Origin of the sequence: Marinobacter sp. Hex_13, assembly GCF_001566815.1 — a bacterium.
GTDB lineage: Bacteria > Pseudomonadota > Gammaproteobacteria > Pseudomonadales > Oleiphilaceae > Marinobacter > Marinobacter salarius.
Genome location: NZ_LSMM01000027.1, coordinates 153,172 through 176,475, shown reverse-complemented (window position 1 = coordinate 176,475; position 23,304 = coordinate 153,172). Strand labels below are relative to the sequence as shown.

21 protein-coding genes are annotated in these 23,304 nt (G+C 58.3%); 11 read left to right on the top strand and 10 right to left on the bottom strand.

Annotation, left to right across the window (positions count from 1 at the left end; all coding sequences use genetic code 11):
• A partial coding sequence (locus AXW11_RS06905; protein ID WP_286792040.1) for an HDOD domain-containing protein occupies positions 1-1,220 on the bottom strand: 1,220 nt, incomplete at its 3' end.
• 201 nt (positions 1,221-1,421) lie between these two features.
• On the opposite strand from AXW11_RS06905, the gene AXW11_RS06900 reads away from it, so the two are divergent.
• The 3 genes from AXW11_RS06900 to AXW11_RS06890 all read left to right on the top strand — a co-directional run bounded on the left by AXW11_RS06900 (position 1,422) and on the right by AXW11_RS06890 (position 4,078).
• The gene (locus tag AXW11_RS06900) at positions 1,422-2,429 is read left to right on the top strand and encodes a methionine ABC transporter ATP-binding protein (RefSeq protein ID WP_007155139.1); all 1,008 of its coding nucleotides are present in this window, start codon (positions 1,422-1,424) and stop codon (positions 2,427-2,429) included.
• Positions 2,429-3,106, top strand: coding sequence for a methionine ABC transporter permease (locus tag AXW11_RS06895; RefSeq protein ID WP_007155138.1), 678 nt, complete (start codon positions 2,429-2,431; stop codon positions 3,104-3,106). Before AXW11_RS06900 ends, AXW11_RS06895 begins: the two co-directional genes overlap by 1 nt.
• A gap of 189 nt (positions 3,107-3,295) precedes the next feature.
• A complete protein-coding gene (locus tag AXW11_RS06890) occupies positions 3,296-4,078 on the top strand; it encodes a MetQ/NlpA family ABC transporter substrate-binding protein (protein WP_041335692.1) in 783 nt (260 codons plus the stop codon).
• Between the two features lie 75 nt (positions 4,079-4,153).
• On the opposite strand, the gene AXW11_RS06885 is transcribed toward AXW11_RS06890, so the two are convergent.
• Together AXW11_RS06885 and AXW11_RS06880 are read right to left on the bottom strand one after the other, a co-directional pair.
• On the bottom strand, positions 4,154-4,807 hold the full coding sequence (locus tag AXW11_RS06885) for a peroxiredoxin (RefSeq protein WP_041335694.1): 654 nt from the start codon (positions 4,805-4,807) through the stop codon (positions 4,154-4,156).
• Between the two features lie 138 nt (positions 4,808-4,945).
• Entirely contained in the window at positions 4,946-6,304 is a 1,359-nt protein-coding gene (locus AXW11_RS06880) for an alanine/glycine:cation symporter family protein (protein ID WP_041335696.1), read from the bottom strand.
• Positions 6,305-6,547: 243 nt separating this feature from the next.
• Here AXW11_RS06880 and AXW11_RS06875 point away from each other — a divergent pair, with 243 nt between their 5' ends.
• From AXW11_RS06875 to fghA, 3 genes are all read left to right on the top strand, one after another.
• The gene (locus tag AXW11_RS06875) at positions 6,548-7,519 is read left to right on the top strand and encodes an alpha/beta fold hydrolase (protein ID WP_052479576.1); all 972 of its coding nucleotides are present in this window, start codon (positions 6,548-6,550) and stop codon (positions 7,517-7,519) included.
• Positions 7,520-7,637: 118 nt separating this feature from the next.
• Positions 7,638-8,057, top strand: coding sequence for a CBS domain-containing protein (locus AXW11_RS06870; protein WP_036202051.1), 420 nt, complete (start codon positions 7,638-7,640; stop codon positions 8,055-8,057).
• A gap of 36 nt (positions 8,058-8,093) precedes the next feature.
• The gene (gene fghA / locus AXW11_RS06865; protein ID WP_036202054.1) at positions 8,094-8,939 is read left to right on the top strand and encodes an S-formylglutathione hydrolase; all 846 of its coding nucleotides are present in this window, start codon (positions 8,094-8,096) and stop codon (positions 8,937-8,939) included.
• Between the two features lie 18 nt (positions 8,940-8,957).
• Here fghA and AXW11_RS06860 read toward each other — a convergent pair whose 3' ends face one another.
• Entirely contained in the window at positions 8,958-10,079 is a 1,122-nt protein-coding gene (locus AXW11_RS06860) for an HD-GYP domain-containing protein (protein WP_091641492.1), read from the bottom strand.
• A 240-nt stretch (positions 10,080-10,319) separates the two neighbouring features.
• Between AXW11_RS06860 and AXW11_RS06855 the strand changes: the two genes are divergently transcribed.
• Entirely contained in the window at positions 10,320-11,315 is a 996-nt protein-coding gene (locus AXW11_RS06855) for a GGDEF domain-containing protein (RefSeq protein ID WP_036202060.1), read from the top strand.
• 14 nt (positions 11,316-11,329) lie between these two features.
• Here AXW11_RS06855 and AXW11_RS06850 read toward each other — a convergent pair whose 3' ends face one another.
• Entirely contained in the window at positions 11,330-12,718 is a 1,389-nt protein-coding gene (locus AXW11_RS06850) for an MATE family efflux transporter (RefSeq protein WP_036205529.1), read from the bottom strand.
• A gap of 165 nt (positions 12,719-12,883) precedes the next feature.
• Between AXW11_RS06850 and AXW11_RS06845 the strand changes: the two genes are divergently transcribed.
• The 3 genes from AXW11_RS06845 to AXW11_RS06835 all read left to right on the top strand — a co-directional run bounded on the left by AXW11_RS06845 (position 12,884) and on the right by AXW11_RS06835 (position 17,020).
• Entirely contained in the window at positions 12,884-13,750 is an 867-nt protein-coding gene (locus AXW11_RS06845) for an EamA family transporter (RefSeq protein WP_041335698.1), read from the top strand.
• Between the two features lie 156 nt (positions 13,751-13,906).
• Positions 13,907-15,484, top strand: a complete 1,578-nt coding sequence (locus AXW11_RS06840; RefSeq protein WP_036202065.1) for a methyl-accepting chemotaxis protein — start codon at positions 13,907-13,909, stop codon at positions 15,482-15,484.
• 153 nt (positions 15,485-15,637) lie between these two features.
• Positions 15,638-17,020, top strand: a complete 1,383-nt coding sequence (locus tag AXW11_RS06835) for a sodium-dependent transporter (RefSeq protein ID WP_041335701.1) — start codon at positions 15,638-15,640, stop codon at positions 17,018-17,020.
• A gap of 70 nt (positions 17,021-17,090) precedes the next feature.
• On the opposite strand, the gene AXW11_RS06830 is transcribed toward AXW11_RS06835, so the two are convergent.
• The 4 genes from AXW11_RS06830 to dctP all read right to left on the bottom strand — a co-directional run bounded on the left by AXW11_RS06830 (position 17,091) and on the right by dctP (position 20,782).
• Complete coding sequence (locus AXW11_RS06830) at positions 17,091-17,672, bottom strand: hypothetical protein (protein ID WP_091641494.1); 582 nt, start codon at positions 17,670-17,672, stop codon at positions 17,091-17,093.
• A 123-nt stretch (positions 17,673-17,795) separates the two neighbouring features.
• Positions 17,796-19,106, bottom strand: coding sequence for a TRAP transporter large permease (locus AXW11_RS06825; protein WP_007155586.1), 1,311 nt, complete (start codon positions 19,104-19,106; stop codon positions 17,796-17,798).
• Complete coding sequence (locus AXW11_RS06820; RefSeq protein ID WP_036202080.1) at positions 19,103-19,651, bottom strand: TRAP transporter small permease subunit; 549 nt, start codon at positions 19,649-19,651, stop codon at positions 19,103-19,105. Before AXW11_RS06820 ends, AXW11_RS06825 begins: the two co-directional genes overlap by 4 nt.
• Before the next feature lie 81 nt (positions 19,652-19,732).
• Positions 19,733-20,782: a TRAP transporter substrate-binding protein DctP gene (gene dctP, locus AXW11_RS06815; protein WP_036202083.1), complete on the bottom strand. Its 1,050-nt coding sequence runs from the start codon at positions 20,780-20,782 to the stop codon at positions 19,733-19,735.
• Between the two features lie 171 nt (positions 20,783-20,953).
• Here dctP and AXW11_RS06810 point away from each other — a divergent pair, with 171 nt between their 5' ends.
• Positions 20,954-21,694, top strand: a complete 741-nt coding sequence (locus AXW11_RS06810; RefSeq protein WP_041335703.1) for an enoyl-CoA hydratase/isomerase family protein — start codon at positions 20,954-20,956, stop codon at positions 21,692-21,694.
• A gap of 1 nt (position 21,695) precedes the next feature.
• Here AXW11_RS06810 and AXW11_RS06805 read toward each other — a convergent pair whose 3' ends face one another.
• Positions 21,696-23,282, bottom strand: coding sequence for a class I adenylate-forming enzyme family protein (locus tag AXW11_RS06805; RefSeq protein WP_041335705.1), 1,587 nt, complete (start codon positions 23,280-23,282; stop codon positions 21,696-21,698).
• Positions 23,283-23,304 lie beyond the last annotated feature (22 nt).

The window sequence follows — 23,304 nt, the reverse complement described above, 5'->3', positions numbered from 1 at the left end:
TTCGATTTTGGCAGATAGACACTGCAATCAGCGTGGGGTAAGAGCGCCCCGAGAGGACCGGTGCCATCCTTGCGGATGGTGAAGTTGTCCTTCCAGGCTTCGGTGCCCCTGCCCCCCAGCTTGCGCGGCACCAGTTCAAGCCCGCTGCGGTCGCTCATCAGCAACACAACCCGCTGCATGCCGATTGCCCGGTGAATGCCCTCGATGACCAGCTGACAGACTTCGTTGATGTCCGGTTTGTCGGTAAGGCTGTGGGTAAGATCGCGGAGAATCTGTAACTGCAGGTTGGGGTCCACCTCTGGTGCGCGCACCGCCTCCTCGCCGGAGCTGCCCTGGCTGCCAGGCATCAGCGCGGTCACCTGGGGAATGCCCAGCGACACCGCGACCCGCGCGGCTTCTCCGGCATTCACCTTGAGCTGGTCCCGAACGGCTGCAGGGTTCTCTCCGATGTCCTGCCCCAGGGCTTCCATGACCTTTTCCATGTCGTCGCCGCGCCAGCCATTCTCGGACAGTCTTGCCATCTCAACGGAGTGGCGCACCAGGCTGGCGGCCTTCGAATTGGCCTGCCCGGGCGCAACCACCTCGCGAATAAAGGGGCCGAGTGACCAGGCGTCCACCAGGCCACGGGTAATTTCGGTAAAGGTGGTGTGGAGCGCGGCTTTCTGGGCCTCCAGTGTCGGCTCCCCCTCACGCAGCCGGGATTCCAGTTCACTGGCCTGCTCGGTCTCGCAGGACCAAAAAGCCAACTCGCCAATGTTCATCAGCAGGGCCCCGATGAACACTTCCTCCAGGGCGTGCTCGTTGCGCTTTGGCAGCAGGCAACGGGCCTGGACGGCGGCGTGGATGGCGCGGGCCAGGCAGCGAAGCAGGTGTGGGCGGTCGTTGCGTTTGAGCAGGGAGTCCACGATCAGGGACGAGATGGCCATGGACTTCACGGCGTCGAAGCCGATCAGGGTGATGGCGCGGCTTACGGTGCTTACCTGGGTGCGAGTCTGGTTGTAGAACACCGTATTGGACAGCCGAAGCACCTGGGAAGTGAGCTGGGCGTCGTTGAGAATAACGTTTGCAAGCTCGTTAACCGTGCTGTTACTGCTGTCAGTCAGTTCACCAATTCTGCGAAGAGTGTTTGCCAGTACCGGCAGTTCCACTTTGCTGAGGTAGGTCACCCATGCCTGGGTCGAGTTCATCCTTGAGGGCGGAGTCTCGGTTTTTGTGGTCAAAATTGCGCGCGCCTCGGGAGTGTTGGTCATGTTCTTGTAATGAATCAGTCTAGTTCAGTCGTGGTCTTCGTGTCAGGTGGCAAATGGTGTAAGGGGATTTACCAAGGTGGCGGATTCGGGTTTGCCATCGGTTTGGTTTATAATCGCGCGTTTTACCTCTGCACCCACAAGGCGCTGACAAAGCGTTCACAAGGCAACGTTGTGATTGTATTTGACCAGGTACAGAAGTCCTACCAGGTAGGTGGGCGGGCGATCCCCGCGCTACACCCCACCAGTATGACCATCGACACCGGCGAGGTGTTTGGCATCGTCGGCCACTCCGGCGCGGGCAAGTCCACCCTCGTGCGCCTGATCAATCTGCTGGAGCCACCCACCGGTGGTCGCATCCTGATTGACGATGAGAACATCACCGGCTACAACGCCAGCGAGCTACGGGCCTTCCGTCGCAAGGTGGGCATGATATTCCAGCACTTTAATCTGCTGTCCTCGAAAACGGTGGCGGACAACATTGCCTTCCCCATGAAACTCGCGGGCATTTATTCCCGCACCGAGATTCGTGACCGGGTGGACGAGTTGCTGAAACGGGTCAGCCTGGTGGATCAGGCCAATAAGTACCCATCGCAGCTCTCGGGTGGACAGAAGCAGCGTGTTGGCATCGCCCGCGCCCTGGCCTGCCGCCCGACGATCCTGCTTTGCGACGAAGCCACCAGCGCCCTCGACCCGCAAACCACCCAATCGGTCCTGAAGTTGCTGGCGGACATCAACCGCGAACTCGGCCTGACCATCGTACTGATCACCCATGAGATGGACGTGGTACGCCGTGTCTGTGACCGGGTAGCGGTGATGGATGCCGGCGAAGTCGTTGAAATGGGTGCGGTCAGTGATGTCTTCCTGCACCCGAAACACCCCACCACCCGGGACTTTGTCTTCGAGAGCGAAAGCATCGACCATGAGGAAATGCAGCAGGACCTGCAGCACGCCAAAGGCCGCATCCTGCGTCTCACCTTCCGTGGCGAATCCACCTACACGCCACTGCTGGGCAGCGTGGCGCGGGAATCCGGCGTGGATTTCAGTATCCTCTCCGGCCGGATTGACCACATCAAGGACACGCCCTACGGCCAGCTGACCCTCTCGCTGGTGGGCGGCAATCTCGATACCGCCATGCAGGCCTTTGAGGCGGCGGACGTTCACGTGGAGGTGCTGCGCTGATGGAAGCCTTGATGGGAGACCTGTTGAGCAACGTGGACTGGACCGAGATCGGCTGGGCCAGTTGGGACACCCTGGTGATGGTGGGCATGTCGCTGCTGTTCAGCGTGCTGATCGGCCTGCCGGTAGGCGTGCTGCTGTTCCTGTTTGGCAAGCGCCAATTGCTGGAGCAGCCCATCGCCTACGCGGTGCTGTCCTTCGTAGTGAACGTGCTACGTTCCGTGCCATTTATCATACTGTTGATCGTGATGATCCCGTTCACGGTGATGTTGATCGGTACGTCTCTTGGCGTGGCTGGTGCGATTCCGCCACTGGTGGCCGGCGGTGCTCCTTTCTTTGCCCGTTTGGTCGAAACGTCGTTGCGCGAAGTGGATAGGGGAATCATCGAGGCTACCCAGGCCATGGGCGCGACTGTAAAACAAATTGTATTCGGAGCCTTGTTGCCGGAGGCCCTGCCGGGCATCATCGCCGGTATTACGGTCACAGCCATTACGTTGGTGTCCTACGCTGCCATGTCCGGCGTAGTCGGCGGTGGCGGTCTTGGCGACCTGGCGATCCGCTTCGGTTACCAACGATTCCAGACTGACGTAATGGTGATTACAGTGGCGCTGTTGGTCATTTTTGTACAATTGCTCCAGATGGCGGGCGACCGTCTCGTTCTGTATTTCAGCCGCAAATAGGCTCAGTTTGGGTGCAAGCCCATGGCGGGAAAGCCCTTCCGAAAAACGCCCGTAAATACGTCCCTGTAGGGCTCGGTCGCGCCATCCCTGGCGCTCCACGTTTTCGGAAGGGCTTTCCCGCCACGGGCCCGGAGTCTTTGCTGGCTTCCGAGGTCTGAATGATATTTTAAACAACAGGAGAACGTGCTTATGAACTTCAAAAAGACCCTGGTGGCAGTGGCTGCCATTGCGACATTCTCTTCCGCAGCCCTTGCGGAAAAGCTTTCCGTGGCGGCAACGCCGGTACCTCACGCCGAGATCCTGGAATTTGTTAAGCCCAAGCTGGCGGAGCAGGGCGTGGAGCTGGATGTGAAGGTGTTTACCGATTATGTCCAGCCTAACGTGCAGGTGGATCAGAAGCGGATGGACGCGAACTTCTTCCAGCATCAGCCGTACCTCGACGAATTCAACGATGGCCGTGGTACCAACCTGGTCAGCGTAGTGGGTGTCCACGTTGAGCCGTTTGGTGCCTACTCAAGCCGGATCGACTCTCTGGAAGCGCTTGAAGACGGGGCCACAGTGGCGATCCCCAACGATCCCACCAACGGTGGCCGTGCATTGCTTCTGCTGCAAAAAGCCGGTCTGATCACCCTGAAGGACGGCAGCAAGATCACCGCTACGCCGCGTGATATCGCTGATAACCCGAAAGACCTGGAATTCAAGGAACTGGAGGCTGCTACCCTGCCGCGTATCCTGAACCAGGTGGATCTGGCGCTCATCAACACCAACTACGCGTTGGAAGCCGGCCTTAATCCGACGGAAGATGCGCTGGTTATTGAGGGGGCTGAATCGCCGTACGTGAACATTCTGGTTGCTCATGAAAGCCGCGCCAACGATGAGGCAATCCAGAAGCTGGCGAAGGTGCTGACAACGGATGACGTCAAGGCGTTTATCAAGAAGCAGTACGAGGGAGCCGTGGTTCCGGCATTCTGAGGCCAGGAACGATAGGCATAAAAAAGCCGGGCATCAGCCCGGCTTTTTCGTTTCAGCGGATTGCGCGTTCAGCGCTTAATCGCCACTCCAGTTCGATCCCGGGTCCGGCGTCATCCGCAGGTAGGACTTCACCGCCCGATAGCCTTTCGGGAAACGTTCTTTTATTTCATCCTCATCCTGCAGGGACGGCACGATCACCACATCGCCGCCGGGTTCCCAGTTACCTGGTGTTGCCACTTTGTGAATGTCGGTCATCTGCAGCGAGTCTACAACCCGCAGCACTTCGTTGAAGTTGCGACCGGTGCTGGCCGGGTAGGTGATCATCAAGCGGATTTTCTTATTCGGGTCGATCACGAACAGCGATCGCACGGTCAGCGTCTCACTGGCGCTGGGGTGGATCATGTCGTAAAGGTTAGACACCTTGCGATCGTGGTCGGCAATGATCGGAAAGTTAACGGCACAACCCTGGGTTTCGTTGATGTCCTTGATCCAATCCTTGTGGGAATCGACCGGGTCCACACTCAGAGCGATTGCCTTGACGTCACGCTTGGCGAATTCGTCTTTCAGCTTGGCCGTCAGGCCGAGCTCGGTGGTGCACACTGGCGTAAAATCGGCAGGGTGCGAGAACAGTATGCCCCAGCTGTTGCCCAGCCATTGGTGAAAGTCGATCCTGCCTTCACTGGAATCCTGCTCAAAATCCGGTGCGGTATCTCCCAGACGTAAACTCATCGCGTTTCCTCCTTTGATGATACGAAAGCCCGGCCAGACGAAGCGCCGGCACAAAATTCAGTCTATACGATAAACAGTGGAGGCGGATGGGAGAAAACCAAGGGGTCTTGATTTGCCTCATCCGACTCCACTTACGTATCAGCTAACGCCGACTGACCGCTCTTTCTCGAAATGCTCACGGGTGAGCTTGAACACCACCGGGCTCAGTAGCAGCAAGGCCACGAGGTTTGGCAGCGCCATCATGGCGTTGAGCGTGTCGGCGATCAGCCAGATCAGGCCAAGGTTGATGGTGGCACCGACCGGTATCGCCAGTATCCAGATCACGCGGTACGGCACGATGGCTTTGACGCCGAACAGGAACTCAATGCAGCGTTCGCCGTAAAACGACCAACCGATAATCGTGGTAAAGGCAAAAATCGCCAGGGAGATGGCGACAACGTAATTGCCAAACCCGGGCAGTCCGGTTTCAAAGGCCAGTGAGGTCAGTGCCGCACCGGTCTCACCTGACGTCCAGGCGCCAGAGCTGATGATGACAAGGCCGGTGATGCTGCACACGATGATCGTGTCGATGAACGTGCCCAGCATGGCGACCATGCCCTGGTTGATCGGGTTCTTGGTTTGGGCTGCCGCGTGAGCGATAGGGGCGGAACCGAGACCGGCCTCATTGGAGAAAATGCCGCGGGCCACACCAAAGCGGACAGCGGCCCAGACGGCGGCGCCGGCAAAGCCACCTTCGGCGGCAACCGGGCTGAACGCGTGTGTAAACACCATGGCGATAGCGTTCGGAATCTGCTCGGCGTTAATGGCCAGTACCATCAGGCCAACCAGGATATAGGCGATGGCCATAGAGGGCACCAACGTGCTCGCCACCTGCCCGATGCGTTTGATGCCACCGATCAGCACAAGGCCTACCAGTACCATCAACACAAGGCCGGTCACCCAGTGCGGCAGGTTGAAGTTGGTTTCCAGAACATCGGCCACCGAGTTGGCCTGCACCGTGTTACCAATGCCAAACGCGGCCACCGCCGCGAAGATGGCAAACAGCACACCCAGCCAGGCCCACTTTTTGCCCAGGCCGTTGCGAATGTAGTACATCGGGCCACCCGTGTAGGCGCCGCGTTCGTCCACTTCCCGGAACCGTACCGCCAGTACCGCTTCCGAATATTTGGTCGCCATCCCGACCAGGGCGGTCAGCCACATCCAGAACAGGGCTCCTGGCCCGCCCAGGAAAACCGCGGTGGCAACGCCGGCGATATTACCGGTACCGACGGTGGCCGACAGTGCGGTCATCAGGGCCTGAAATGGAGGAATCTCGCCCTCTGATTCGGCCCCGGTACGGCCTTTCCACATCAGTTGGAAACCGGCTCGCAGTTTTAATACCGGCATCAGCTTCAGGCCAATGCTCAGAAACAGGCCGACACCAAGAATCATCACCAGCATGGGCGGGCCCCAGACCAGTGCGTTAATGCTGCTAATAAACGACTCAAAGGCTTCCATGGGAATCTCCCTGTGTTTGTGCCTTGGTATTGAGGAGCTTCCGCGACACCGGCGATATGGATCTGAGTAGTACAGATCTGAGCTCGGCGGAAGCGTATAACTCATTGAGTTTATATACTTATTTTTATCTGTAAATATTCGCTGCAAAGAATTAGCTGTTCTGACGCGACGTGGGTCTGCAAAGCTATTGGATTCGTAGCCTCTCGGGTTAAGCTGTGGACTGGTTATCTCAGGAGTCCCTCAATGCCGGAAACCCTAAGCCACTCTGATTGGAGTTCTGCCGATACGTCGGTCAACGCCATGCCCGAGACCCTTCACGTCCAGGCAGGCGAGCTGTCGTTCTGTGTGGAAACCCGGGGAGATCCCGCCGGGGAGCCGGTGATCTTTGTGATGGGATTGGGGGCGCAGATGACGCTCTGGCCGGAGGCGTTGCTGGACCAGTATGTTCGTGAAGGCTTTCGGGTAATCCGGTTTGATAACCGCGACATCGGGCTGTCATCGCACCTGAAGGATCGCCTGGAGGGTCATCCGGTTGCGGTCATGGCAAGGCACCGGATGGGCCTGCCGATCGCCGCGCCCTATACCCTGCATGACATGGCGGACGATGTCTGTAAGGTGATGGACGCCCTCAGCCTGACCAGCGCTCACCTGGTGGGTGTTTCCATGGGCGGCATGATCAGCCAGCTGGTGGCTGCGAATCGCCCCGAACGCGTGCGCTCGGCAACCCTTATCATGACCTCCACCAACAGCCCGCGCCTGCCAATGCCAAAATCAAAGCTGATCTGGCGCCTGGCAGGTATTGGCGCGAAGGGGCATGATGAAGCCGCAGTTGTCGCACGCTCCCTGGAGTTCTGGAGAGCGATTCAGAGTCCGGGCTACCCACCTCGCGAACAGGAAGTGAGGGACCGGATCGTACGGGAGTTCCGGCGCAGCTATCATCCCGCCGGCATTCTCCGCCAGACCCGTGCCATTCTCGCCACTGGAAGCCTGTCATCAGCCACGCGTCGCATACGGGTGCCGGTATCCGTGATTCATGGCAAGGCCGACCCGCTGGTGCGGCCGGTGGCTGCGGAGCAGTTGGGATACCTGATGCCTCATGCCCGCGTTGAGATGATTGACGGCATGGGGCACGATCTTCCGGAACCTCTGTTGTCGCGGTTTGCCCAGATCGGCTTTGAAACCATGGCGCAACAGCCGAGGCAGGGCAACGGCTGACGGCCGGTGCCCGCAGAAAGAGATGGCCGGTTGCGGGTTTATACTTCCAGTTTTCGCCCCCATTGCCTATGTTTAAAGAGGGACGAATCCAGAATATGACTGGTCAGGGAGTCTGCCAATGCAATCGCTAAAAGTATCCGATGTCATGTGGAACCACATCGAGCCCATTCGTCGTGGAACGCCCTTAACCAAAGTGGTCAAAACACTGCTTCACAACCACGTCACTGGGCTGCCGGTCGTGGATGACCACCGCAAGGTGATCGGGTTTGTTTCCGAACAGGACTGCATCCACGCCCTGCTGGTGAGCAACTACCACCACGAAGGCGACCCGATCGTGGACGACGTTATGTTTCGCAATCCGGTCACCATATCCCCGGAAATGTCTGTTGTGGATCTGGCCCAGAACCTGGGCGCAGGCAAGCCCAAGGTCTACCCGGTGGTTGACCATGATCGTTTGATCGGTATTGTGACCCGCACTGCCATCCTGGCAGAGTTTGCAAAGGCCGGTTATGGCATAGAAGTACCGAAATACGCGTAGTCAGAAGGCTGTGAATTTTCCGACTGAGAGGTACCCATGCAACTGCTCTCCACCAACGTCTGTTTTGGCGGCGAACACCGGCGCTACCAGCACCACTCGGCAGCCCTGGACTGCGATATGGAGTTTGCGGTGTACCTTCCTCCTGTTGCCGTGGGCAGCAACCCTCAAAAAGTGCCGGTTCTTTACTGGCTGTCGGGGCTGACCTGTACCGACCAGAATTTCATGCAGAAGGCCGGGGCCCAGAAAAAAGCGGCGCAGCTGGGCATTGCCATCGTGTGCCCTGACACCAGCCCCCGTGGTCTGGACCTGCCCGGCGAGCACGACAGTTACGATTTTGGCAGCGGCGCCGGTTTTTACCTGAACGCCACACGCCAACCCTGGGCCCCTCACTATCGAATGTACGATTATGTGGTGAAGGAATTGCCGCAACTGGTGGAAGGCCACTTGCCGGTGACAGAGGATCGCAGTATCAGTGGTCATTCCATGGGTGGTCACGGGGCACTGATCGCGGCGCTGAAGAATCCCGGGCAGTACAGATCCGTGTCTGCTTTTGCGCCGATTGCCAACCCCAGCGAGTGCCCCTGGGGTCAAAAAGCCTTCAGCGGTTATCTGGGGGACGACCCGAAAACCTGGGAAGAGTGGGATGCGACGCTGTTGATTCCCGGCGCCAGCGAACGCTTACCGCTGCTGGTGGACCAGGGTACAGCGGATGACTTCCTTGAAAGTCAGCTCAATCCCGAGGCGCTGGTCGAGGCATGTGAGAAGGTGCATCACCACATCAATCTGAGAATGCACCGGGGTTATGATCACAGCTACTTCTTCATCGCCTCGTTCATCGATGACCATCTTGAGCATCACGCCCAGGCGTTGGGCTTGAGATAATACAGAGCGCGTAGAGCGTTAGTGGAAACCCCAGAGTAGCCCGAAGTCCATGGAGGGCATCACTTCGGGCTGTTCAACGTTGATAATATTGAAATCCGGCTGGCTGCAGTCCCGCTCAAAGGTGCCGCTGTAACGGTTGCCCCTGGGACCAATGATGGCTTTGGCAAACGGGCCACGGTGACGGTGCGGGCGCCGGACAATCACCGCCACTTCGTTGTTGGCGAGCCTCACCAGAGTTCCTGGCGGATGATCGGTCAGAATGGCCAGCAGAGCCCGCGGAATGGCAGGGCGTAGTTTGCCGTCGGCCAGCGAAGCGATCAGTTTGCGGGCCTCGGTTATGTTCATTCGTTCGCGATAAGCCCGCTTCGTTATCATTGCCACATAGCGTTCCGCCAGCGCCAGGATTTCCGCCTCACCCCGTATGTCGGTACCACTCAACCCATTGGGATAGCCCGAACCGTCCGCCTGTTCGTGGTGCTGCGCAATGATTTTGAGTAGCAGTGGGCTGGTGATGTCGGCCTCTTTGAGTGCCTGAACGCTGCGTTCGGGGTGTTTGCGTATCACCGCGCGCTGCTCGTCGGTCAATACCCGGTTGGAAGCATTGAGTTTGTCGGCCACCGGCACCAGAGCCAGGTTTGCCATTAGCGCAGCACTGATCAGTACGGCGATCCGCTTGTCATCGAGGCCGAACCGGCGTGCAGTAAACTGACAGAGAACGGCATAGAACAGTATCTGTTCATGGATGGTGGGCTCGATCGAGTACAGGTGCACCAGTGCCAGGCTGGCCTCCGGGGATTCCTGGCACATCTGGTCAATCATTCGTGACAGGCCAAGTACCCGTTGGCGGGCACTGTCATCCTGGTTAGTAATGGCGTTTAGCGAGGATTCCAGGGTTTGCAGTAATACGGGATAATCCGCAAACGGGTTGCGGAGACGGATATCTTCCTGAATATCCTCGTCGGGGCGCTCAATCACCCGGGGCTGGAACAGGCCACGCTCGAACAACTGCTCCAGCTGAATGTCATTCTGTATGACGTAGCCCTGTCTCAGCAGAACATTGCCATCGGCGTCATAGACCGTCCAGGGCAAGGGCTTTCCAATGGTCAATGCGCCGGGTGCGATACGAAGAAGGTTCTGCACTCAATGGCTTCCTGGTGCTTATTATAATAATGCTTAAGTTTACCCCTTAAGCCGATACCAACTCCAGTTGTTGAACGGTCGGGAATGGGACGTTTGCGGTGATATGGGAATCTGCGTCCTTTGATTTAACAAAGTATTTCATTTGTGCGTTTGTTAAATTTCGTTGCGTTCAGCTTCCGTAATCGGATCTTGCGCTATGATAGTTTGCTAATAAGACCTTGGTAGGAATGTACTGTCACTATGCTCTATCGTCTGAAAACAGATTTCAGGCTGTCCATCATCACGTTGTTGGCCATCAGTGCCATTCTGGGGATAACCCCCTTTGCGGTGATGCGGTTTGTCCAGGGCAACGTGCTGGCCGGGGTGGTCGATCTGGGTATTATGCTGGCGATCACCGCCGGAATGATTTACGCCTGGATAACAGGCGATACCGCTCGCAGTGGTTTTGCAATGGCCCTTGTGGCCTGCGGCGGGGCGGTGACAGTCGGAGCGTTGGTCGGAGAGCCTGGGCTGTTCTGGTTATATCCGTGCCTGGTGACAAGCTTCTTCCTGACGGAACCCCGCTACGCAATTTTTATCAATCTGGCCGCCGTTGTTGCCTTGATGGTGCATGGCGTGGCCTTCAGTTCTCTTGTCCAGATGTGGACCTTCGCCGCCACGGCTATGGTCGTCAGCTGCTGCGCCTATGTGTTTGCCCATCGCAACGAGAACCAGCGGGAGCGCTTGGAACACCTGGCCACAATCGACCCCCTGACGGGCGTCAAAAACCGCCGCTCCATGGATCAGGAGCTGGCAATGGCCGTTGCCAGCGCTTCCAGAAACGGCATCTCCTACGCCCTGGTGTTGCTGGATATCGACTACTTCAAGAAGATCAACGACGAGTATGGGCACAACGTAGGGGATGACGTGCTGGTGGAAATGGTGGCGTTGATCGAACAGAACATCCGCAAGTCCGATCAACTGTTCCGCTTTGGCGGTGAAGAGTTTGTATTGCTGATGCCCGGGGTGGATTCAACCGGGTTGAAGGCGGTCATGCACAACCTGCAGCACATCATGCACAAGTTCCTGCGCCACCCCGGGGGGCAGGTTACCGCCTCCTTTGGCGTTGCCCTGCTCCAGGCTGGCGAAAAACCTGATGATTGGCTGGCGCGGGCGGATGAAGCACTTTATGAAGCAAAGGACACCGGGCGCGACCGTATTGTCTACGCGGACGACATGGTCGCCAGCCCTGCGTGATCGCCCCGGCAAGACTACTCTGGTTTTGGCGAGTACAGAAACAATCGCAGCCCCAACAGGATACTGGCGGACGCCAGCCCACAGGTAAGCCCCACCCAAAAACCAGCGGCCCCCATGGCAGGCAGCAACCAGTCGGTAAAGGTCAGCACCCACCCCAGCGGCAATCCAACGCCCCAGAACGAAAACAGCATGATGAGCATGGGAATGCTGGTGTCTTTGTAGCCCCGCAAGGCGCTGATGCAGGTCACCTGAATCACATCGGCAATCTGGAAGAAGGCCGCATACACCAGCAGTGTCACCGTCACGGCCTGAACGTCCTGCTCACCGGTGTAGAGCGCTGCAATTCCTTCTGCGAACACAAACAGCAGCACGGCAAATACCAGCGCCACCGCTGACGCCAGAATCAGCGAACTGCGGGCGATGAGCCGGGCAGTATCCGGCGCCTTGGCACCCACCAGGAAACTCACCCGCAGGGTCAGCGCCATTCCGATACTCAGCGGCAGCATGAACACCAGCGATACCACGTTAAGCGCGATCTGGTGCCCCGCCACAATCACTGGCCCCAGCGGTGCCAGGAACAGGGCTATGACCGAGAACATGCTGGCTTCCACAAAGATGGTAAAACCAATGGGGATGCCCAGGCGCAGGATATAGCGGATGCCCGCTGCGTCCGGTTTGGCCCAGTCTGCCAGCAGATGAAAACGGCGATACACCGCACTGCGGTTCAGGTAGATCAGCAACGCCAGGGCCGCAACGCCGTTGGAGATGGAGGTGGCCCACCCACAGCCGATGCCGCCCATGGCCGGGAGGCCGAGTTTGCCGTAAATGAAGATGTAGTTCAGGGGCAGGTTGATCAGGGTTCCCAGCACCGAGAAGGCCATAATCACCCGGGTATGGCCCAGCCCGTCCGTCAGCCCTCGCAGTGCCATGATCATCAACATCGCAGGAATGCCCCAGGCGAAGGCGTCCAGGTAGCCCTGGGTGATACGGGCGGTGTTGGTTTCCAGATTCAGGGCATCCAGCACCGGGTGCACGTTGGTCAGCAGCAGGATCATGATCACCGTGCCGCCGGCTGCGATATAAAGCCCCTGCCAGGTCGCGGGCATGATCTTCTCGGTGGTGCGCGCCCCGTTATAACCGGAAATGATCGGCTGCAGGGCCCCCAGGAGGCCCATGAAAAAGAGGAACACCGGCATCCACAGACTACTGCCAATGCCCACGGCCGCGAGGTCTTCGGCACTGGCGTGGCCTGCCATCACGGTATCAATGACCCCGTTGGCCATCTGCGCCACCTGGGCAATCAGGATCGGTCCGCCCAGGACGGCCAGCGTGCGCCACTCGGTCAGTGTGCGCTGGACCAGAGGCTGGCGGACTTCTGGTAATGGCTGGTGGGTTTCGTCCATGGAATCGTGAGCCCGGGCCGGAGAGATAAATTGGAAACTGTCAGGAGCGCTGGATGGTACCCCATTCTCCACTCCGGATGTCATAGGGTGTTTCCGTGGCACTGTGTACAACCCAGTGCAGTAGCGGGTAAAGTGCCGCCTTCCAATGTTTCAGGTGCGGGTAATATGGGTCTTCTGATTTTCGTAACAGTCCTGTGGGCGTTTTCGTTCAGCCTGATTGGCGAATTTCTGGCCGGGCGTGTGGACAGCGATTTCGCGGTATTGACCCGTGTGGTGCTTGCCGCCCTGGTGTTTCTGCCGCTGACCCGTTGGCGTGGGGTTCCCGGAGGCTTGAAGCTGGGTGTACTGGTCACCGGTATGCTGCAGTTCGGTGTGACCTATTTGTGCCTGTACCGCTCGTTCAGCTACCTGACCGTGCCGGAAGTTCTGCTGTTTACCATTTTCACGCCACTGTACGTCACCCTGATCGATGACGCCCTGTACCGGCGCTTTTCGCCGATTGCATTGGTTGCCGCAGCCGTGGCAACGCTGGGTGCGGGGATTATCCGTTACGACGGCCTGAGCCAGGGCTTTATCACTGGCTTCCTGCTGTTGCAGGTGGCCAACTTCACCTTTGCGGCGGGCCAGGTCGGCTACAAGCACACCATGATGCGCTTCCCGACGGAACTGCCGGCCTACCGTACGTTTGGTTATTTCTTTTTCGGGGCGCTGATCATTGCCCTGCCATCCTTCCTGATCTTTGGCGACGCCAGTCGTCTGCCCACGACCTCATTGCAGTGGGGCATTCTCGCCTGGTTGGGCCTGGCAGCGTCCGGTATCGGGCTGTTCCTGTGGAACCGGGGGGCATGCCATGTGGATGCCGGCACTCTGGCAATCATGAACAACATGTTGGTGCCCGCCGGGTTGCTGGTCAATCTGGTGATCTGGAACCGGGATGCCGACCTGTTGCGACTGGCCATAGGAGGCGGTGTTATCGCCCTGTCGCTGTGGTTGAATGCGCGCTTTCATCCGCGGGCAAGGCTGGCGGTGTAACGGTACTCCCCGTTGTCTGTAAACGGTCGTCCCGGTTCACTCTGACATCCTCTGGATATCGGATATTTCACAATGTTTGCTGACGGCGTCTACGCTTAGAGTTGCCATAATTGCCAAACCAAATGTGGAATGGCCATGTCAGGGAGACAGCCTGTAATGCGAAAAAACCTTCCGGTTACCCAGCGTGAAGTCCGAATGGCCGAAAGCGGTCGACTGATTACCACCACCGATTCAAGAGGCGTCATTACGTACTGCAATGACGAGTTCGTCGACATTAGCGGTTTCTCTCGAGAGGAGTTGGTCGGCCAGCCCCACAACGTAATCCGTCATCCGGATATGCCGTCGGCTGTATTTCAGGGAATGTGGGAGTACCTCAAGGCCGGAAAACCCTGGATGGGGGTGGTCAAGAACCGCACCAAGAGCGGTGACCACTACTGGGTGAGCGCTTACGTGACCCCGATTCTTGAAAACGGAAAAATGATTGGCTTCGAGTCGGTACGAGTCTCGCCAACCCGTGAGCAAGTGGCGCGGGCTGAAAAACTCTATCCGAAGCTGTCTGCCGGCAAGGCGGTCGTCAGTGTCCAAAGTCGGATTGCATCTGTCTTGCGGTCAGGATGGCCCTTTGCCCTGTCGTTGGTCCTGAGCCTGGTGGCGTTGACCATGCTGGGCAATTCCGGGATGGCCATCGGCGTGATCGTGGTAGCTCATGTGTTGGCAGCGGGGCTGACCCTCAGGTCCATAACCGCCCGCCTGCAGAGCCTGCTTGACCTGCGCCCTGACGCCTTCCGTGATGCCGTTGTGGCACGGACCTACAGTGATGAAAGCGGCCTGTTCTCGCAGATGGCCATGCTGATCATGAGCGAGAAAGCGAGGATTCGTACCGCCCTGGCCCGTATTGATGACCAGGCGGAGCTACTGTATGAGCATGCCAGGGCGAGCCACCGTTACATCAGCGAGGGCGCCGAGTCGATTGCCAAACAGCGGGCCGAGACCGACCAGACCGCATCGGCCGTTAACGAAATGACGGTGTCGATCCAGGAAGTGACTGAAACCGTGAATGGCAACGCCAAAGTGGCGGAAGAAGCCAACCGGATGGCGGCCACCGGCAGCAAGCGCAGCGGTGAGGCCCTGACGGCCATCGAACAGCTGGTCACCCGGGTGAACGGCATTGGCACGGCCATCCAGAAACTGGGTGCCTCAACAGAAAGCATTGGTGAGGCCGCCAGCCTGATCTCAGACATTGCTGAACAAACCAATTTGCTGGCACTGAATGCGGCCATCGAAGCCGCCCGTGCTGGCGAGCAGGGTCGAGGGTTCGCCGTGGTGGCGGACGAGGTCCGGTCGTTGGCCCGCCGCACCCGGGATTCCACAGTACGTATACAGCAGGTCATTGACGACTTCCGTAGCCAGGTGGAACAAGCCGTTCAGGCCACCCGTGAAGGGGAGCAGGATGCAGGCAAGGGCCTGGAGAAGGTGCGGGAGGCAGAAACGTCCTTGCAGGAAATCGTGTCTTCGATCCATGATATTTCGGACAGCTTCATCAGCATGTCGGCGGCCTTTGAGGAGCAGAGCCAGGTATCCGAGGAGATCAACCATCAGGTGGTCAATATTGCCGAACTGGCCGATCACAGTACCCAGCAGGCGGATTCCGCCAAGGACAGCAGTAACAGTCTGAGCCAGATGTCCCGCGGGCTGAAAGATCTGGTCTCCCGGTTCGTGAGTAAAAACGGCTAATTATCGGCCGGCCCCGGAGATGTTTACATCCCGGTGCCGGCCCTGGCTGGCATCCTGCGCATACTGCTGGCAAAATCCCGCCCCATCTGCTGAAGCAGGCCTTCGGCATACCTCTTCTAATCGATTCATCAGCCAAAAGCACAGGATGAAACAATGACTGGTTCCAAATCTACCCCGGCCCATCGTGGGCTATGGTCCTCCCGGATGGCCTTTATCCTGGCCGCGACCGGTTCGGCCGTCGGGCTGGGCAATATCTGGAAATTTCCCTATGTCACCGGCGAAAATGGTGGTGGCGCTTTCGTACTGGTATACCTGCTGTGTATCGCCATCGTCGGTATCCCCATCATGATGGCGGAGGTTTATATCGGCCGTAGTGGCCGACATAATCCGATCACCAGTTTCCGCCTGGTGGCCGAGCGCAACCTGGCGTCACCGGTATGGCGGATCTCTGCCATTGTGGGTGTGCTGGCAGCATTCATTATCCTGTCGTTCTATTCTGTCATCGGGGGCTGGGCGGCGTCCTACGTTGGTCACGCGGCCATGGGCGATTTTACCGGCCAGAGCGCGGAAGCCATCGGTGAGCTGTTCGGCGGCCTGCTGGCCAGCCCGGTTACACTGTTGATCTGGCACACCATCTTTATGGCATTGGTGATTTTCGTGGTGGCCCGTGGCCTCAAATCCGGCCTGGAGCGAGCCGTCACCATCCTGATGCCCGCCCTGTTCGTGTTGCTGCTGGTTGCGGTGGGCTATGCCACTACCACCGGCCACTTCGGTGCTGCTGTCGCCTTCCTGTTTACACCTGATTTTGGCGCCCTGACCATGGATGGCGTACTGGTAGCGTTGGGCCATGCGTTTTTCACCCTGAGCCTGGGTATGGCCATCATGATGGCTTACGGTTCCTATCTGGGAGACGATGTGTCGGTCGGGCGGACTGCAGTGACCGTGTCCATCATGGATACCGTGGTGGCGCTGATGGCCGGCCTGGCGATTTTCCCGGTGGTCTTTGCCAATGGCCTGGAAGCCGGTGCGGGCCCTGGCCTGATTTTCCAGACTCTGCCGTTGGCCTTCGGCCAGATGCCGATGGGCAGCATATTTGGTGCCCTGTTCTTTGTGCTGCTGTTGTTCGCGGCCTGGACCTCCGCTATTTCACTGCTGGAGCCAGTGGTTGAATGGCTGGAAGACAAACTGATCGTTGGCCGCGTGGGAAGCACGGTGGTGGTGGGGGTTGCCTGCTGGCTGCTGGGTATTGCGTCCATCCTGTCCCTGAATGAGTGGTCCGGCTTCGCGCCCCTGGGCATGTTCGAGCGCTTCGAGGGCAACACCATCTTCGATCTGCTCGACTTCTTTACCGCCAACGTGATGCTGCCGCTGTCCGGCCTGCTGACGGCGCTGTTTGTCGGCTGGTGCGTGGCGAAAGAGTCGTTGCAGAGCAATTTGGCCCTTTCCGGAGGCAGCTTTGCGCTCTGGTACAACCTGGTTCGCTTCGTAACACCGGTGGCGGTTGCGATCGTGTTTGTCTACAACCTGATGTCGTAAAGGCCGTCAGGGATTGAAAAAAAACCGGCCCACACGCGGCCGGGTTTTTTTGTTTCGGGGCGTGTGCTGCTTAACGGTCTGAATCGGTTGCGGCGCGCAGTGCGTCCAGGTGCGGTCGCAGGGCACGCTTGTCGGCTTCCGGTGCGTTGCTTGCCGTTTCCATGGCAGACATGGCGCCACCCATCATGTCCCGCATCTGCTGTTTTTGGGCTTCGCTCATGTGTGGATTGTTGTTGATCTCTTCCATGGCTTTGGCCATTTCCTGATTCATGGTGTTGGACTGCTCGCCCATTTCCAGGGCGCTCCAGGCCTGGAAAATGCGGTCACCGGTTTTCGCCCACGACTCGGGATTGGCGAATCCGTGTTGCTCCACCACGTCTTCCAGCCGGTTATATAGGTCATGACCCTTCATGCGCTCGATGGACGATGAGAATATTCGCGACATGTCTGGCATCTCGCCACCGCGCTCACCTTTCTCGGCCGGGAAATCCTCCGTCATCTCATCGAATTCACTCTCCATCCCCTGAAGGGTTTCCAGGCTGCTGATGAATGAGCGAATGGTCTGGTCGGTCAGGGTTTCGGCCTGGGCCGCGAAGGGGGCAAGCAAGAGCAGGAGAAGCAGGGGCGCTAAGGCAGGGCTGAATCGGTTCATGAGAACGTCTCCTTGTGATTGGGAATCCCGGTTCCATTGATCGGGATTCCCTAAAGGTAGTCCTCTGTCAAACCGCCTGCAACAACCCATGCCGGGTTATGATCGACCATGATCAGGGTCGGCTCAGAACAGCAGATCCGGCAGATAGGTGGCAATTTGCGGGAAGATCATGATCAACCCCAGGCCAACAATTTCAACAATCACAAAGGGAATGATCGATGAGTAGATATCCTTCATGGTGATGCTCGGCGGCACCACCCCTTTCAGATAGAACAGATTGAAACCGAAAGGCGGCGTCATGTAGCCGATTTCCATATTGATCACGAACAGGATGCCGAACCATATCGGGTCAAATCCCAGGGACTCAACGATGGGCATGAATACCGGCAGCGTGATCAACATGATGCCAACCGGGTCCAGCACCATGGCCAGCAGGAACACGATCACCATCATGGCGACGATGATGCCCCAGGGACCGCCGGGAATCATATTCATCAGCCCCTCGATCAGATCCTGGGCCCCCATGCTCTGATAGGCAGCACTGAAGGCGTGGGCTGCGAACAGGATCCACATGATCATACCGGTGAGCTTGAAGGTGCGGATCGCCGCTTCCTGCAGGATGCTCCACTTGAACTGACGGTACACCGCAGCGGATATCAGGGCGCCGAGCACGCCCATGGCGGCGGCTTCGGTTGGCGTGGTAATGCCGCCAATGATAGAGCCCAGAACCATGATCACAACACCGATGGGCAGCAGTACCGCCCGCAGGGCACGCAACTTCTCCGGCCAGGTGCCACGCTCTTCCTTGGGCAGCGCCGGGGCCAGTTCGGGCTGCAGGTGGCAGCGCACCAGGATGTAGATGGCGGTCAGTACCATCAGCAGAATACCGGGCATGATGCCGGCAGCGAACATCTTGCCCACCGACACACCGGTAATCAGGGCATAGAGGATCATCAGAATGCTGGGAGGAATCAGTATGCCCCAGCCCCCACCGGTGTTGATCACACCCAGGGCCATCTTCTTGTCGTAGCCCCGTTCAAGCATTGAGGGCAGAGCGATGGTGCCCATGGCGACGACCGCCGCGCCACTGATGCCGACCATGGCTGCAAAAACGGCGCAGATGCCAAGGGTGCCAATCGCGAGGCCGCCCCGCAGGCCGCCGCACCAAAGATGCATCATGCGGTACAGGTCTTTGGCAACCCCGGTTCGCTCCAGAATCATCGCCATGAAGACAAACAGGGGGATCGCCACCAGGGTAAAGCTTTCCATGGTGCCCCAGATCTGCGAGGACACCATGTAGAAGGAGTCGAATCCCCAGGTGAAGTAGAGGAAGACAACGGATACGCCGCCCAGCACAAAGGCCAGTGGCAGGCCCAGAAGCAGGAAAAACAGCAGGGAGCCGAAGAACAGCAGCGTGAGGATTTCAATGCTCACAATGGCTCTCCTTTGGCGTCGTCCTGGGGTTCGGGGGTGTAGTAATTGAGGTTGAAGGCCACTGCGATATCTTCCAGTAACTTGACGATGCCTTGCAGAACCAGCAGGCCAGTGCCCAATGGAATGGCAGCTTTCACCGGCCAGATAGGCGGGTTCCAGGCGGAATAGGAGGTTTCCCAGCTGGCAATGGACTCACTGGCCATGTCGTAGCCGAAGTAAAGCAGGGCCAGGGTGAATATAAAGAATATTGTTGAAGTCAGAATGTCGAGCACGGCACGGCCGCGGGGCGGAAGGTGTGAGTGCAGCAGATCAACATTCACATGGCCACGGTGAGCCATGATGTAACCCCCGGACATGACGGCGTAGATGCCAAACAGCATCTGGGTCAGTTCGTTGGTCCATACCGTGGGTGAGTTGAACAGGTAGCGAAACGCCACCTCCATGATCAGGAATGCGAACATGGCAAAAACGATCAGCGCTATCCCGCGCCCGATGACATCATTGAGACGGGTAACCCCTCTCATGAATGCGCTCAACACACCCATTGGTATTCTCCGGGAAACGGTTCGTTCAAAAGCAAAGCCGGGCCTGAAAAGCTGGCCCGGCCGGTTTCAGGTGTCAGGCGTTTACAGGTAACCAAGCTCTGACAGGTAGTCTTTCAGCATGTCCAGCGCCTTCTGGGCGTTGTCGCTGCGCTTGCCTTCCTCATCCCACAACGTCTGTGCGGTCTGGGTCAGACGGTTCTGAACGTCCTCCGGCAAGGTGTTGACCTGAACATTGTGTTCGCTGATGGCCTTGGCCAGCGTGATGCGTTCCTTGTACTGATACTCGTTGGTACGGAACCAGAACTGTTCCTCAAGGGCCTGCTTGACGATGTTCTGCATATCCTCGGGCAACTTGTTCAACGCTTTCTGGCTGACAATGATGACGTCGGTGCCGGCAATGTTCAGTGCTGGCTGCACGTGGTATTTGGCCACTTCATACAGGCCCATACTGAATGCGCCCTGAGAAGCCCCCCAGTGGGCACCGTCAACAATGCCGGAGTCCAGGGCGGAGTAGAGTTCGCTGCCCGGGATGTAGGATGCGGCGGCACCGGCGTCGGTCAGAAAGCTTTGCAGCGCACCAGAGGAGCGGATTTTCAGCTTGGTGAAGTCTTCCCAGCTATCAATAGGCTGCTTGACCACCATCTCGGTCGGGTAGACCTTGTCAGTCGCCCAATAGACATTGTGTTTGGCCGCTTCATCGCGAAGCATCTGTTCGAACCCGAGGCCCTGATGGAAATAGGCGGCTTCCCAGACATTACGGAAGGCAAACGGCAGGCCCGAGGCAATACCCGCGAGGGTGATCTTGTCCTGGGCGTAAGCCGGGGAAATGGTGCCCATTTCCAGGATGCCCCGGCTGACAGCGTTGAAGATTTCCTTGGCTTTAAACAGCGAGCCTGCTTCGTAAAGTTCCAGCTCCAGACGGCCATCGGTGCGCTCTTCAAGAATGGTCTTGAGTCGAACCAGACTGTCTTCATAGGAACTGCTGGAGCCAGGCCAATGGGATTGGACCTTCCAGGTAAAGCTTTCTTCAGCGGCAGCTGCCGGAGCGCTGGCCAGTGCGGCGGTCAGGCCCAGGGTTAGGGCAGAACCGTACGTGATCAGGGTTTTTCTGGCGGTTGTTAGTATCTTCATTGCTGGACCTCGATCATTATTGTGTTGGACGTCCTGTTCGTGATTTCACTGTGCGGAATTAGTGACTGCAGAATGAATCCGTGTATCTGAATCTATCACACACTTTGCTTTTTGCAATAGGATGGTTGCCGATATTCCATTACCAAAGTTTAGTTCATGGAGGCATTCATCGTGATCATCACCCAAAATCAGCCAGGTGTGGCCCACCTGGTGATCAGCAGGACGGACAAAAAAAACGCATTGACTCGCGATATGTACCAGGCGCTGGCCGAAGGTGTGAGCAAAGCAGCGGCAGATACAAGCGTGCATGCCATTGTGCTCAGCGGTGACGGTGGTGTTTTTACCGCCGGCAATGATCTCGATGATTTCCGCGCCCGCGCTACGGATAAGAATCCCAAGCCCTCTGCGGGTCTGGCTTTTATCGAAGCCCTGATGGTGTGCGATACGCCCATCATTGCTGCGGTGGAAGGACTTGCCATCGGGATCGGCACTACCCTGTTGTTGCATTGTGACTCCGTCATCGCTGGCCGCTCCGCACGTTTCAAAACCGCCTTTGTGGATCTGGGGCTGGTGCCGGAGGCGGCTTCTACCGTGACCATGCCGTTGCATCTGGGTTCCCGGCGTACCGCGGATCTGCTACTGATGGGAGACACTCTGAACGGCGAGGAAGCTAGGGAATGTGGCCTGGTCAGTCATGTGGTTGATGATGGGCTGGCGGTGGATGAAGCATTGGCACAGGCTGACGCGCTCGCGGCTAAACCCCGGGAAGCCCTGCGGGCCACCAAGCTCCTCATCAAGGCGCCCTGGCGGGAAGCGGTGAGCGAGGCCCTTGAGAGGGAACGCTCCGTGTTTGCCGACAGACTACGGTCGGAGGATTGCCGGGCCGCCCTTGCGCGCATGGGCAAGGGCTAGTTCAGGGCCAGTAAGGCGCCCGCAGATCGCGCTTCAACACCTTGCCAATGGTGGAACGGGGCAGCTCCGGGCGGAATTCAATGGCCGTCAGGCGCTGGGCCTTGCCCAGTTGACCATTGGTCCACTCGAGGATCTCCGCCTCATCCTCTGTGCAGCCGGGCTTGAGCACCACCAGCCCCAGCGGGGTTTCGCCCCATTGTTCGCTGGGAATGCCAATCACCGCAACGTCGGCGACGGCCGGATGGGCCAGCAGTACCTTTTCGAGATCCACCGCGTAGATGTTGAAACCGCCGGAGATGATCATGTCCTTGCGTCGGTCCAGGATATACACAAAACCTTCTTCATCGACTCGGCCCATATCACCGCTGCGATAGAAGACCAGGCCCTCGGGGCTGGTCCAGAGCATGTCCCGGGTCTGTTCCTCGCGGTTGATATATCCCCGCATCATGGAGATGGCGCGGCCCACGATCTCCCCGGTCTCGCCCCGGGGCAGCTCGTTGCCCTCCTCGTCAATTACCCGAACTTCCGCGCCTTCGGTGGGTTTTCCCACGGAGTCCCATTTGTCCGGGTGGGCCGCGCAGTCCAGGCTGGTGGAGATGCCGCCTTCGGTCAGGCCATACACCTCGCGGATGTTGCCCGGCCAGCGCTCCATGGCTTCCCGGATGACGTCCGCCCTGAGGGGAGCGCTGGTGCACAACTTGAGCTGGAACGCGGACAGGTCGAAGCGATTGAATTCCGGATCGGCGAGGATGCGTTGGTACTGGACCGGCACCAGCATGGCGTGGGTCACGCGGTAGCGTTCGGCCATTTCCAGGAACCGCCGGGCATCGAACTTTGCCATCAGCACCAGGGTCCCGCCGTAGAACAGAGTTGGCAGTACGGACACCAGCGTGGTGTTGGAGTACATCGGCGTGGACACCAGGTTAACGGCGTTGCCATCAAGCCCGAAGCGACTCATTCGGACCATCTGGCGCTGGCGGAAACGGTAATCGTGAAGAATGCCCTTGGGGGTGCCGGTCGTGCCCGAGCTGTAAATGACATTGAACGGATCATCCAGGGTGACCGTGGCCGGGCGCGCCTCCGCGCCAATATCGCCCAGCCAGGACGCAAGGTCCAGGCGCATTCCCGGGCTGTGGCCATCGAGCGCTATACATTGATCGCGCCCGAGCGTATCGAGCTTGTCGGCAATGCCTTCAAACAGCTCGATGTTCTTCTTGGAAACAAACAGGAAGCGGGCTCTGCAGTCATTCAGCATCAGTGCCAGGCTGCTGCCACTCGCCATGCCTGAAAGCGGCACCATGCAACCGCCGGCCACCAACGTCCCCAGGTACAGAGCAACATAATGGATGCTGTTTTCTGACAAACCCGCTACGGCGTCACCTTGTTTCAGGCCGGCGGATCGCAGCCGGTTGGCGATGCGGTTGGCTTGCCTGACAAGCGCCTGCCAGCTGAGCTGGGTCTCGCCATCGATGAGTGCGATATGGTCCGGGCGTTCGAGGGCGAGGTGCTGGATGCGTTGGCCAATGGCGTCCATGGACTCATCGGGATCGGTGGGGGCATAGACGGGCATGTGCTGCGTGTTTTTCATTTTTTCGCCTATTGTAGTTCCG